Source organism: Longimonas haloalkaliphila (genome assembly GCF_055379825.1).
On sequence record NZ_AP043948.1, the window covers coordinates 581,823 to 595,000 of the forward strand.

At 55.3% G+C, this 13,178-nt stretch carries 11 protein-coding genes; 3 read left to right on the forward strand and 8 right to left on the reverse strand.

The features are described from left to right. Positions 1 to 47 precede the first annotated feature (47 nt). Both ACZ48V_RS02280 and ACZ48V_RS02285 read right to left on the reverse strand, forming a co-directional pair. Positions 48 to 1,250 (reverse strand): TolB family protein, encoded by a 1,203-nt coding sequence (locus ACZ48V_RS02280; protein ID WP_464541206.1) that lies wholly within the window; start codon positions 1,248 to 1,250, stop codon positions 48 to 50. Positions 1,251 to 1,608: 358 nt separating this feature from the next. Then, positions 1,609 to 1,872: a hypothetical protein gene (locus tag ACZ48V_RS02285; RefSeq protein WP_464541208.1), complete on the reverse strand. Its 264-nt coding sequence runs from the start codon at positions 1,870 to 1,872 to the stop codon at positions 1,609 to 1,611. A gap of 446 nt (positions 1,873 to 2,318) precedes the next feature. On the opposite strand from ACZ48V_RS02285, the gene ACZ48V_RS02290 reads away from it, so the two are divergent. Continuing rightward, complete coding sequence (locus tag ACZ48V_RS02290; RefSeq protein WP_464541210.1) at positions 2,319 to 3,101, forward strand: lysophospholipid acyltransferase family protein; 783 nt, start codon at positions 2,319 to 2,321, stop codon at positions 3,099 to 3,101. Positions 3,102 to 3,113: 12 nt separating this feature from the next. Here the strand turns inward: ACZ48V_RS02290 and ACZ48V_RS02295 are convergent, their stop codons facing one another. From ACZ48V_RS02295 to ACZ48V_RS02315, 5 genes are all read right to left on the reverse strand, one after another. Continuing rightward, positions 3,114 to 4,979 carry a TonB-dependent receptor plug domain-containing protein gene (locus tag ACZ48V_RS02295; protein ID WP_464541212.1) on the reverse strand — a complete coding sequence of 622 codons (1,866 nt, stop codon included), beginning with the start codon at positions 4,977 to 4,979 and terminating at the stop codon, positions 3,114 to 3,116. 436 nt (positions 4,980 to 5,415) lie between these two features. After that, the gene (locus ACZ48V_RS02300) at positions 5,416 to 5,946 is read right to left on the reverse strand and encodes a DUF4019 domain-containing protein (protein ID WP_464541214.1); all 531 of its coding nucleotides are present in this window, start codon (positions 5,944 to 5,946) and stop codon (positions 5,416 to 5,418) included. Positions 5,947 to 6,286: 340 nt separating this feature from the next. After that, entirely contained in the window at positions 6,287 to 7,021 is a 735-nt protein-coding gene (locus tag ACZ48V_RS02305; protein WP_464541216.1) for an OmpA/MotB family protein, read from the reverse strand. 281 nt (positions 7,022 to 7,302) lie between these two features. Continuing rightward, complete coding sequence (locus ACZ48V_RS02310; RefSeq protein ID WP_464541218.1) at positions 7,303 to 8,220, reverse strand: DUF368 domain-containing protein; 918 nt, start codon at positions 8,218 to 8,220, stop codon at positions 7,303 to 7,305. 35 nt (positions 8,221 to 8,255) lie between these two features. Next, positions 8,256 to 9,665 (reverse strand): tetratricopeptide repeat protein, encoded by a 1,410-nt coding sequence (locus tag ACZ48V_RS02315; RefSeq protein ID WP_464541220.1) that lies wholly within the window; start codon positions 9,663 to 9,665, stop codon positions 8,256 to 8,258. A gap of 440 nt (positions 9,666 to 10,105) precedes the next feature. On the opposite strand from ACZ48V_RS02315, the gene tmk reads away from it, so the two are divergent. Both tmk and ACZ48V_RS02325 read left to right on the forward strand, forming a co-directional pair. Continuing rightward, positions 10,106 to 10,738 (forward strand): dTMP kinase, encoded by a 633-nt coding sequence (gene tmk, locus ACZ48V_RS02320; protein WP_464541222.1) that lies wholly within the window; start codon positions 10,106 to 10,108, stop codon positions 10,736 to 10,738. 219 nt (positions 10,739 to 10,957) lie between these two features. Then, positions 10,958 to 11,461, forward strand: a complete 504-nt coding sequence (locus tag ACZ48V_RS02325) for a Fur family transcriptional regulator (RefSeq protein WP_464541224.1) — start codon at positions 10,958 to 10,960, stop codon at positions 11,459 to 11,461. A gap of 331 nt (positions 11,462 to 11,792) precedes the next feature. Here ACZ48V_RS02325 and ACZ48V_RS02330 read toward each other — a convergent pair whose 3' ends face one another. Next, positions 11,793 to 12,677: a PASTA domain-containing protein gene (locus ACZ48V_RS02330; RefSeq protein ID WP_464541226.1), complete on the reverse strand. Its 885-nt coding sequence runs from the start codon at positions 12,675 to 12,677 to the stop codon at positions 11,793 to 11,795. Between the last annotated feature and the right edge of the window lie 501 nt (positions 12,678 to 13,178).

Here is a 13,178-nt window from a genome sequence, read left to right on the forward strand (position 1 = left end):
CATGCGCTGCGGCGTAGATTTGCCTACCGGTCTGCAAGCCCCTGAATCTATCGTTTACCGATTACGGCATCGGCAGGCCAGGCGCCAATGAGCGTGGCTGAGTCCTCCTCCAGTGTGTAGATCGGCGAGCCATTCAGATCAGTGAGGGTGAGGCCGTTCTCGGTGGGAAGGGCGAGCGTCTGCGCATCTACCCATCCCCATACCGGACCGGTAACCGGCATGAGTAAGTCGGTAGATCCAGCCTGATGCACAGCGGCCTGACGCGTGCCGCCGTCTGTGATGAGCGTAAAGGCCACGGCACCGCCATTCGGATTCCAATGCGGGTGGACCTGGGCGCCGGCTGGGGCCTCGGCTGGTGAGACCAGAAAAGTCGTTTCGTCAGATGCGATATCAGAAACGACAATGCGGCGCATTCCTTCTTCTTCGACGCTCACGGCCAGCTCGGGAGCACTGGGAGCCCACGTGGCATGCCGTGCAGCCCGGTCGTTGCCGAAGAGCAGCGTTTCGTTGGTGCCCGAGGCACTGCTCACGTACAAGCTGGAGTCGGGCTGATACTCGTTCGCATTTCGGTTGTACTCAAGCGTTCGGTAGATATAAGCGAGGTAGCGACCCGAGGGGTGGTACGTAAGCTGGTGATGCCTGCGGATGTCGAGCGTTGCCTGTGTCGCACAGTCGTCGGCACTGACAACGTAGAGATTTTCGTCGTCGCGTACCGAGAGCTCGTCGTCGGGAAGCCAGGCGAGCACCTCGGTTGAGACGCTGCACCCTACTGAACGGGTACTGCTCTCTTGAGCAATGCGTACGGTGCCGGCTCCGCGGTTTTCGTTGGCCGTAGGGGTATATACGCCGTATGCAAAGGCATTGTCGGTCGGATGCCAGGCGATGGAGTAGGTCGCAGGCGAGGGGTGCGCGTGGAGAACCTGAAGCGCCCCGTTGGAAGGAGCATAGCGTGCCAGGTAGAGAGAGTCGCCAGAGGCATACGTGAACGCGACTGCATCATGATTCGGCGCAGCTACATGCTGAATGACGCGCTCTACACCGGCCTGCAGCGTGTCTGCGTTGTCGACAGTGAGCATGTGTGCCACGATATGTGTGTCGGTGTGCGCGAGAAGCGTATAAGCCGGTCCCGCAGGCTCTCCAGGCTCCTCTGGAGTACCGTCGGTGACAGGTTCAGAGGGCGCGCAGCGAATGGGAAGCAGCGCTACGGTAACGAGCAGCAGCACAGCGAGAAAAGATGGAAGGCGGCGCATGGGTAGCAGGGCAGATAGAGAGTGTAGCTGTCAGATTTGCAAGATAGCCACTGCGCATCCAAAAAGAAGAAAGACCGGCTGAAGATACGAGACAGGTATTACTCGTGTACGGTTTCTACCGCGAGGAGGCGAGCAGGCCCATCTGTGACTTCAAAGGTGAAGGTGATACGGTCGTGGCAACAGCAGCGCGAGGTATGAGCGAAGCATATGTTATGAGCAGTTAGAGAACACCGGCGGATCATCATATAAAAACGAATGACCCTGAACAGAAAACCCTCAGCGAAACGCCTGGACGTTGGGTGCAAGCGGTGCACTGCGGGTTAAGGTCTACAAGATCGGCTACATCATGACCTGGATCTCAACTTCCTGCCAGTTGCCATTTTCGTTCTGGAGCAAGGATGACATACGTATCGGCACCGGCTTCCCCATCTTTGAGGATGGCAGCGGGAATGCCCATGTTTGCACAGGTGGTGGCGCATGACTCAATAGTTCGCATCGCACCCTCGGGTGTTTTGACGACGTGGGCGTTTTCTACGTCTTCGTTGTTTATGCTATAGCATTGCGTGTTGATGAGCGTGCCCTGTACGGTTGCAGAGGGTGCAGGAGCAAACGTAGCAATCACAAATGCGGTAAATGTGAGGGTGATCAGGGGGCTAAAAACCGTTTCATAGCAGATACGGGGTTCTGTTAGCGTGCACGCAGACAGAGGCACTATCGCTACAGAAAGGGCGATTGCTGGAGCAGTCTGCTGCCAAAACGAGACTGCCAGTCCCTCAGTTGCCTGAAGCTGACTCGTGCATTGGTAGCCCCATAGACGGGTCTACTACAGGCACGTATGTGAATTCATACATGGGGGACACAAAAATGCCCTGGAGAAAAACGATTTTTCCTGGAGTATAGCGTGATGCAGTACCGCAGAGTAGGCAATACGTTGTTTGTCTGTTTTCCGCGTACTCTACTGACAGAAAGCAGAGATTCTGCGCCGAAGGTTGGCTTGTTCGGTGCTAATCCTTAGATTGTGCGTGCCGTTTTAGGCTACCGGCTTTTGTTTACCAGCTTTAGGCTCATATGTCTATCTTACGCGATGTGCTGCGCCGTGTGGCGTCGGCTGCGTTTTTTCTCTTCATTGTGGTGACGTGCGTCATCTTTTACATGGGAGCGGTGCTCGTATGGGCCATAACGTGGCCGTTTGACCGCCGCCTGAAGTGGCTGCACCTCTACTCGTCGTTCTGGGCCTCGTTTTACCTGTGGATCAACCCGCTGTGGTCGGTTACCGTAGAGGGGCGCGAGCATGTACGTCCTGACCAGCCATACGTTATCGTATCCAACCACCAGTCGGCGCTTGATATTCTGGTTGCGTTTCGGCTCTTCATCCCGTTTAAGTGGGTGTCGAAGATTGAGATCTTCAAGGTGCCCATTCTGGGATGGAATATGCGGATGAACAACTACGTGGCGCTACGACGGGGAGATTCGGATAGCATCAAGGAGATGATGGGGGCCTGTCGCGCGCATCTGCGCAATGGCAGCAGTGTGTTTATTTTTCCTGAGGGGACGCGCTCACGCACTGGAGAGCTTCGGCGGTTTAAGCACGGCGCATTCACACTTGCTAAAGAGATGAACGTGCCGATCCTGCCTGTCGCTATCAGCGGCACAAGCAATGCGCTTCCGAAAAAGAGCATGGTGCTACGGGGGCGCCATGACATGCACATCCGTGTGTTGCCTGAGATTCCGCCCGAGCAGTTTGCGGATGCAGAGGTGGAAGAGCTGGCCGCAGAGGTGCGCGATGTTATTGCACCGTATGTGCCTGAGCACCGGGAAGCCACAGCTGAAGACTCGCGCGAAGCGGCGTGACGTGCTCTACAGTCAGATGTCTACCGACAGACCAACAAGCCACCATCGTTCGGGCATTGGGGCGTTGAAGACTTCGCTGTAAGAGCGGTCGAATACGTTGCGCACCTCTACAGAAGCGGAGGCTTGCGTACCTAATATCGATGCGTTGTAGTAAGCACGTACGTTAGCGACCTGGTACTGCATATCGGCCGGTTCGGGGGCGTCGAGACGCTCTTTCCACTGGTGCTGGAGGCTGGCCCCAACAGCCCCCCATTGCGCCTGAATCGTCGTTTGTAGATGATGGCGTGCCGAGCTGGTTGCATACGTGTAGAGCACGCCCTCGTCTACATCTCCGATAGTAGCGTCGAGTCCAGTATACGCGACGGTGGCTTCAAGAAAGCGCTGGGTCCCCAGGGTGCGGCGGGCACGCAGCTCGGTTTCGATGCCCAGCGTTTCGACAGAGAGCACATTGCGCGACTGAAAAAGTTCTGCGCCAGGTTCCAGTGCAAAGTCAATGAGTCCATCGGTATCGCGCCAGAAGCCGGTCGCGTGCAGCGAGACCCCGTTTGCCGGGTAAAGGTCGAATCCGGCTTCATACGACCAGGCGCGCTCCGCTTGCAGGCTGGGCGTGCCAATGCTTCCGTCGGGGGGCGTGTCGAGCTCCGTGTTGTAGTAGCGCTCCACGTAGTTAGGTGCGCGCACGGCCCGTCCGAATCCGGCCCGTAGCGTATATGACGGACGCGACCAGGCGGCGTAAAGTTGGGGGGTGAGCTCCGTATCGAATGCGGAGTCGTGATCAAGGCGCAGGCTTCCGCTCAAGGTGAGCGGGTCGACCGGATTCCAGCGAGCCTGGCCAAAGACGCCTGCAGACTCATCCGCATGGCTTCCCAGATTGTTGGAATCTATGTCTCGTATTGACCCCGACACACCGCCTCCAACGCGCCACTGACTGTTCAGGTCGTGTTGTAGTTGTGTATGGGCGGTTAGCAAGCGGCTGGTATGCTCGTTGGCCGGAATATCGGGAGTAAACCGGTAGCTATCTTCGTGCTGTTTAGCGGCAACCTGCGCACGAAACCGGGTGGGCCGGTCGGGTGCGCTCACGTAGCGGGTCTGAGCCCAGTAGGTTGAAGTAGATTCGCGCGCCCGGTCGAACGCGTTGCTGGTATAGAACTGATACGCGCCAAACTGCCGGTCGTCGGCCCCGGCGCGGGCCATAATCGTTCCGCTGCTTAGGCGCTGCGTAATCGCAATGGACCCCACGCGACGTTCGAAATCGGTGCGCAGGCGTTCGTCATTATACGTGACAGGCTCACTCTGAGGCGTCGAAATGGGCTGTCCATCGCTGCCCTGTGTGGAGAACGAGGCCGTTAGAAGCGTGCTGCCACGCTGAATCCGAGCGTGTCCTGTAGCCTCATACAACGCATGGCGACCGACGCGTGTACTGAAAGAGGCATGCTCGGAGTCAACAGGAGCTGCCTGACTTTCTTGCTGCAGGCCAGCATGGGTGAAGATCTGCACAACCCCTCCGAGTGCATCGGGGCCGTAAAGCGCTGAAGCGGGGCCGCGCAGCACCTCGATCCGCGCAATATCGCTTGTGGTGATAGGAGTATCAGCGAGAAAGTGGCCCGTCATAGGATCATTGAGTCGTGCCCCATCGACAAGAACGAGCACGCCGTTGAATGTAGAGCCGCGCATGGTAATGTCGCTCTGCACGCCAAACCCGCCCCGGCTCTGTACGTCAATACCGCTTACCGTACGGAGTACCTCGTCGTACGTCATAGCGGGGAGTCTTTCGATGCTGTCTCGCGACCAAACCGAGACCGAGCGTCCGGACTGCTGCGCCTGTTCGGCATTACGGGAAGCGGTGACGACCACCGTGTCAGAGATAGCGACTGACATGGCAACGTCTGTCGTATCCGATAGAGACAGCGGCGTGCCCGTGCCCGTAGATGGAAGAAGTAGTATAAAAAGAAATAGAACAGCGATTAACCAATTCAGCCGGGCGTAGAGCATAGGAAGACAGCAGTCAGGTCGGAGGCTTGAAGGATTGTACAGGCTGTTTCTGAGGAGCAGGTGCGTTACCAGAGGGGCAGTTTGTGGTAGGCGTCCAGGCACTGTTCAGCGTGGTTTTGAATATAGTGGAAGAGGCGAGGCGATCTCAAGCTAAAAGCAAGGGAAGGTAATTCGGAAGAGTGTATTCACAGATGGCATTCACAGATGAAAGGGAGTGTCATAGAAAAGCGCAGCAGGCTGCGTATGAGCCTGCTGCGCTTCTTTTGTTTACCTCAGTCAGCATACCCCAATAATTTGGGACAAGCGTGCCTGTCAGTCCAGATTAATTATTTGGCGGCTGATCGGGCTGCGGCGGCTGTGGCTGTGGCTGCTGCGGTTGCTGCGGCTGCTGAGCAGGCTGCACGGTGTAACCAGCTACTTTCCACTGTCCCTCTTCCACCGTGGCAACAACAATTTCCATGACGCCTTGATCGATGCCAGAGAAGGTAGACTCGTACTGCATGATCACGTACTCCCCTTCAGGGACGTTAGGGATATCGTCTTGGTACTGACCACCCATGAACTCCCGTTCTTCGATGCTTCCAATCTGCTGTTCAGCCTGTTCAGATTGCTGCGTCCATTCTTCGCGTGTCACCTCACTTTGGAGCAGCTCTGCGGCCGCATCCCAGCTTTCAGCGAATGAGCCTGCGTCGGTTAGCTCCAACCATGACTCGGCGGCTTCACGAGCTTCTTCTACTGCCTCAGGGTTTTCCGGGCTTGGGGCCGGCATATTTTGAGCCTGTGCAAGAGGGGCACCCAAGACAAGGATGGCACCCATAAAGACAATACCCGCAATGCGAGATAGCGTATTCATAGCGTATAGCAGTTTGAAAAAAAGCTGTCGATGAGCCCCGTACCTGCCCCTTTAAGGGCTGCTGTATAGCTTGGCATAAGTACTATATTCGCACAATGAAACACGATACACTAATATCCTTGTTTGTGAAATTGTGTCAAATCAAACGTAGGTAAACGCTATTGCCAATGTAACCATGGACTTGTGAAAACATCCGTCGCGAGACCGACAGCCTCAAAATAGGAGAATGGGTGTATAGATATTTACTTTGAGGAGAGTCTATAGGTAGTAGGTACATCCTACGTTTCCGCTTTCATCTCAACGTTGAGTCGTTACCGGTTTGTGCGGCAACGAAGGATAATTACCAGGCGACCTCAAAAGGGCTTGCCACGTCGTGTGCTGGGGGAAGCACAGCGATGCGGATGCGCCGGTTGCGAGTACGTCCGGTCTCGGTTTCGTTGGAGGCAGTGGGCCGAGCGTCGCCAAGTGCCACCGCCTGAAATTGGCTGGATGGGAGTTCGCTATGCGCAATGAGGAGGTCCACTACAGCCGCCGCCTGGGTCGCAGAGCGGACCCGGGCTGAGGCATACGCACCGTTTTCGCTTTGATGTGCATCGGTATGGCCTTCCACGCGGATAGCACGATCACGATACGTAGTGCGCAGGCGTCTTGCCAGCTCACGCAAGCGAGTACGGCCATTTTCGGTAAGCGTGGATGTGCCAGGCTCGAAGAGAAGATCGGCTGAAAGCGTTGCGACTGTCTGGCCGCCTTCCCGAAGAAGAGAAAGTTCATAAGCCAGACGTGTTAAATCGTCTTGCATAGCGCGCCACTCGCGCCGGTACTGTCCGGAAGCAATGTTATCGTAAAACTGAAGCGAGTCGCTGAGTTCTCGGCTCTGAGCCCGTAGTCGCTCGTTTTCTACGAGCAGAGAATCGTAGTGTAAGGCTGAGGAGTTGGAAGCAGAAGGCGAGGTGACTGTCTCGGTAAACGCGCACCCTGTGAGGTGCATTGTGAAGCCAAGCACCAGACCAATCGCCAGCACATGTACCACGCGCTGCTGCGATAGAAGAGAGGGGGAAAGAAAGAAAAGAAGCATGATAAAGCCTCTGAGCCAGTCTATTTACGAGATGCCCTACATGAGGCGTACGCGGCTTCAATATACCGAAGAAATAGATAATGTACAGTAAGCATGTAAACGAGCGTCAGGTTGAAGCCGCTTGCTGGTCGGGTACGATATCTTCTCAGCGACTAAACCAGCACCTACTCACAGAGGATCATACCTTCGGCGAAGCCCGGCAGAGACAGGGGGGCAGCGGACTGTGATAAAGTAGCCTACGTGACAATCACTTACCATTGAACCGCTACCGCCCCAAACAGTCAAGGGCTTTCTTTGGCTGGCTTCTCGTTTGCACGAAGCGACGCAGTGCGGCGCTGTCCCCACCAGACGAGCAGGCCTATGAGGAGTGCCCCGCCGAGCGTGAGGGCGGCAACCACGAGAATCGGATCGCCTTCCGTCGGCCATTGTAGCGAGCGATCTTCGCCCATGAAGGGCCACAGGGCACGCAGTGCGCCTGCAATGAGTCCGATGAGGACGGCCATAGTTGCATCGTGGTAGCGGTGCAACAGGACATGCAGGATGCGTGCGAATCCGCCCAACCCGATGACGGCTCCGCTGGCAAACGTGATGATGTACGCCCAATCGCCAGTGTTGAGGGCATTAAGCGTCGGCGTGTAGATGCCGAAGACTTCAAGCAAAAAGGCACCGCTCACGCCAGGTATAATCATGGCGCAGATAGCTACGGCGGCTGTTGCAAATACGCGAAGCAGTGAGGGCGTGGCTGTTTCTGTTGTAGGAAGGCCCGCGAGCATAAAGGCTACGACAGCTGCAGTCACAAGCAAGAGCCACCGTCCGGGGGTCCAAACGTGCAGGCGCATGGCAGGAATAGCTAACGAGGCAGCTACCAGACCCAGGAAGAGCCCGCGCATGGGGGCGGGGTAGGCATCTATAAGTGGAGGGAGCAAGCGAGCGCCAGTCAGAATGGCGAATACGATACCTGCTCCAAGAGGCAGAAGCAGTCCCCAATGAATCTGGCCGAGATGGACGCGCATTCGAGCCCAGCGTCCACTCAGAAGCGCAAGTACAGCGGAGCCGCCGGCGGTGAGCGCGTGAATGATACGCTCGTACACGCCGACAATGAGAGCGATGGTGCCTCCGCTCACGCCGGGTACGACATCAGCGGCCCCCATGAGCATGCCGGCGCCGAATCCTCCAAGCAACGTGCGAAGCGACGGCATATAACGCGGAAAGAGAAGTGCAGAAAGCGGGATGGTTAGGCGCGATCCAATCCGAGCAGGCGCCGCACGTGCGCGTCGCGATAGAGATCGGGATACGCATCGCGAAACTCGCTTTTTTTAGAAGGGTCGAGCCGGAATGCTGTTTTGAGTGCACGAATGCTCTCCTCGGGTTGTCCGATAGCCAGCAGAGCCTTTGCTTGGTGAAAATACGCATTGGCTGCATTCGGGGTGAGTAGTTGAGCGGTCTGGTAGGCCTCAAGTGCGTCGCGGGCCTCGCCGATCTGAAAGAGCGTCTCGGCGTATCCCAGCCATGCGTGGCTGTCGTCTTCATTGAGCTGGATGGCTTTACGGTAAGCCGCAAGGGCCTCGTCGAACGCGTGCATCTGAAAGGCCGTGTCGCCTTTGGCTTTCCAGAACTTGGGCACGTTGTCGTTCAGGCTGGTTGCATAGTCGAAGCAGTCAAAGGCCTCTGCGCACTCGTCCTGAGCAATGTAACAACTCCCAAGTCCGTACCAGGCTTCCGGGTAGGCCGACTCCACATCGAGCGCTTCCTGGTAATATGCAAATGCCTGGTTGATGTCGTTCTTTTCCTCGTAGGCAAGAGCAATATTGTAATAGGTGGCTGCGTCAGGCCCCTCAAGGTCCAGCACCTTCTCATAGCTTCGAATGGCTGCGTCAAGGTCGCCGTTGTTAGCAAGCGCATTGCCCCGGTTGTAATACGCAGACGCGAAGTCGTCGCGGATAGCAAGAGCCAGGTCGTATGAAAAGATAGCCTCTTCGAACTTACTGATGCGATTTAGCACGATCCCTCGGTTGTACCATGCATCCTGTGCATAGGGGTCGAGGTCGAGATGACGGTCATAAGCTGATATGCTTTCCTCGTTGTTTCCGAGCCGGTCGTGGCAGTAGCCCAGTTCATACCACACCTCCGGGTGGTCGGGATGCAGGTCGGCGCATCGTTGAAAGGCATCGGCAGCGCGTTGTAAGTGGTTCGCACGCTCCAGTGCAATACCCTGGTTGAAGTAGGCCTCTGCATGAAGCGGGTTGAGCGACAGGGCCTCGTCGTACGCAGCAAGCGCTTCGCGCGATCGCCCGAGGCTATCGAGTGTGATGCCCAGATTTACGAGCGTGTCTGGGTCAGCGGGGTTAAGCTCACGCGCCTTTTGATAGGTCTTCAGCGCTTCCCGGTAGCGCCCCAGGTTGTTAAGCAGGATGCCACGACGCAGCCATCCATCTGCTACGTATGGATGGAGGTCAAGCATGTGGTCGATAACGGCAAGGGCATTTTCGTATGCGCCTCGTTCGAAGTAGTACGTGGCGATCTCCTCGAACTCATTCGAGTCGAAGTACGCTGAGGTACCCTGCTTCTCGTATGCATCTACCAGTTCTTGCAAACGGGTATCTGACGACGAGCCGTCAAAGCTATCAAATCCGAAATCGAACATGCGTATAGCGCGTCGGTTCGTGGTAGTGTCGATACGCTAAGGCAGCCAGCCTATGAAGCGCATTGCTGCGATGTTACGACCGGGCCCTATCTGGGAAGTACAATCACAATAGTACGATATAATAGGGTGCAGATGCAAGATGTATACCGTCAAATGCCCGTTCTTTTTACGAAACGAGTGTAAGACCGCACATCACCGTTACACAGCCTGTGCAGATAGCCTACTACCTAATGCGATAGCAGCGCTTCTATCGCATCTTTTTGATAAGCTGGGCGGAGCATGTCTGCGTACAGGGCATCTAATAGAAGACGAAGCACTGCACTCTGCATGTACCCTGAAGGCATTTTGGGCGCAGCCTGAACGCATCGTATGCGGCCCAGCGTGCGCGAAATGCTCCCAACGCAGGTAGATCAAGAAAGTACCCGACTCGCTCAGCTCCTATGTTTATCACTTTTGAAGGCATTGACGGAAGCGGTAAAAGCACGCAGGTGCACCGGGCTGCTGGGTGGCTACGTACACAGGGGCATGATGTGCAGGTTGTTCGTGATCCGGGCAGCACGCAAGTATCAGAGCGGATACGTACGCTGCTTTTGGATGCAGACGTGCAGATGTGTGGACGTGCTGAGTTATTTCTATTCGCGGCTGCGCGTGCTCAACTGGTTGAAGAGCGAATCCGTCCGGCATTGCGCAGAGGAGCGGTAGTGCTCTCAGACCGATTTTACGATTCTACTACAGCATATCAACATGGAGCGCGCGGCGTGTCTACGATCGAGTGGATGCGAGACCTGCACAGAGAATCGACCAATGGACTGGTGCCTGATCGGACGTACATCATAGACGTGCCTGTTCCCGTAGCAGATGCGCGGCGTCACGGGTCTGAGGGAGACCGAATGGAGCGAGAGGCGACATCCTTTCGAGAGCGGGTGCGCAGTGCGTATCATATGATTGCACAACAAGACCCCGACAGGGTGCGCCTGGTGGAGGGCGATCAGAACGAAGAGCAGGTACATATACAGGTTCGCGAGGACCTGGCGCAGCTGTTGAGCAGCACAAACGTAGGAACCCCCCAATAAAGCACGGGTTTTTTTGTTTAGGTATCTGCTAACCGTCCGACGCAGCGTTGACGCGGCCACGCCAGGCTTTTGGATGTTGAGTACAAGCTATGCGTGGCTCCAAGCAGTTAGCAGAAGAAACGGCTGTGCAGAGAAAAGGCACACTGTGGTGGGCACGTCTGGTAGCCTTGCCCCACGCCTAATTCACTATCGCATCTCGCTATTAGCCGACCTCCTTACATGAGTACTTTTTCCGACGAACGGCGCGAAGAGGTGCATCGTATCTTCCAGGCGTTCCTAAAGCGCCGCAACAAGAGAAAGACCCCTGAGCGTCTTTCTGTGCTTGATGAGATCTATGATACAGACGAACATGTCGATGCGGACGAACTCTTCGTTCGCCTCAAGCAAAAAGGAGCTGAGGTGAGCCGTGCCACGGTATATAACACTCTTGACCTCCTCATAGAGTGCGACCTGGTTGTCCGGCATCAGTTCGGAAAGAACCAGTCAAAGTACGAGAAAGCATACAGCTACTGGCAGCACGACCACCTGATCTGTCTGGACTGCAACGAGCTATTTGAGTTCTGCGACCCACGTCTGCAGAGCATCCAGGAGATGGTTGCCGAGATCTACGATTTTGAAATCAAACACCACTCGCTGAACATGTATGGGCATTGCCAACGTGAGCAGTGTCCGAATCGCCCGGAAGACGCAAAGGCTGAGACTCAACATGAGGCAGCCACCTGACGCGAGTTAGAAAAGACGCCCAGCTCAATATATCGACATCTACAATATTGCACCTATGCTGCACCAGAACCGGCGCAGGCCATGCGGCGATGTGCGGGCAACAAAGCGAATCCTATACATCTAACAGCCATATACACAACATTGGCGGTCGGAAGCGGCTATACTTTATTTAGCACACATCACATCGCATCCATATAGTATAATGGGTCTGTAGTGTATCACCATACAGCATGTTGTGGATGAACAGGGAGGCTGGCCAGAGACTCTGAATAAGAACTGGCAGTATGAGGGATTCGCGAGAAAGCAGTCCTTTTTCAGCGTGCCGTGCCGTCTATTCAAAAAAAGACTCCGAGTTCGCCTCCATTGTCGGTGAGCTGGACCCGTTATCGCTTCCGTTCCCATCAGGACGTGAGATATTATCTGGGTCGGATACGACATAGAGTCGAACCTCTGATCCAGTTTGTACGCGTGCCTCGGGAGCCTGACTCTGGGCCCGGACATACAGTTCGTCTTCCCCGAGTTCATCGTCTTCTCCTTCCACACGATCGCGGACAATTAGCGGACGAAGTTTTTCGTTGAGCAAAGCCGATCGCGCTTCGGCCACTGTCAAGCCAACCAGATCCGGTACGGTGGTCTCCTCCGTCCCCAGTCCTGTACTGTACCAGAATGTAATCGAGCTACCCAGAGTAACCGTGTCGCCGGGGGCGGGCGATTGTCGTGTGATCGTATTTTCGTGGGGAGAGGGAATGGAGTCGGCTCTCATGCTGTCAACAACGAGGCCACGTCCTTCTGCCCGATTACGGGCTTCGCGCCGAGATATATCAGTAAAGTCAGGCAGCACCATCGTAGGAAGTTCGCCGCGGTTCAGAGTGAGATAGATGCGCCGATCGGGCTTGACCGATGTGTGCGGAGCAGGAGACTGGTCGACAACTACATCTTGAGGGACATTCGGGTTATACTGTCCTTCTTGCTCCTCCACATAAAGGCCTTGCTCCCTTAACATAAGGCGAGCTTGCTCTACAGGCTGGTCGCGTACGTCAGGTACCTCAACGGCTGTGCCATAGCGCGTGTAGTCTGGCATCACGATGCGATCTATACTCAGGTATAATAGTGCGCCGACAAGTAACAGAGCCACAAGTCCGCCCCAGAAGTATACGTTAGAGCCCAGGTCTTTAATGTAAGCGAGAAATTGCTTTCCCTTAGCGGCAGCAGACATATGTATGAGCCAGGTACATGATAAGAGCCATTGATTGCTGATAGCAAGACAACCTGTGCTACAGGGATTCGGTTTCTTACCCTAAAAGGCCCTACAACAGCAGAGTGTGTTCGTACAGATAGTCTTGCTGTATGAAACAGCTATGTACTTGGCGCCTGATCTGCGTATCCAGCAGATGCAGATAACCGAAGGCGTATGCAATTGAAATGAAGCAGTAGCGCAACGACTCGCCTTTTTTGTTCGGGTTATATGAATCGGCAAAAGTGAATGACGGAGATACATTGAAGTAGCGCCAAAGTAAAAGTGAACTGATATCTGAAAGTGCCGTTTAAAGCCAATCAAGCCCGGGTCATCTTATCTTTGGCATTCAATCATCTCCTCTTGACATTGTGATGTGGAACTGTCTCCATGTGCTCATGTCTAAAGCTATCCGAAAACGGAGGACGGGGCGCGAGACGCGCCACAAAGTCAGCCGAAGTTCTTTGAACATAACGCTTTGCG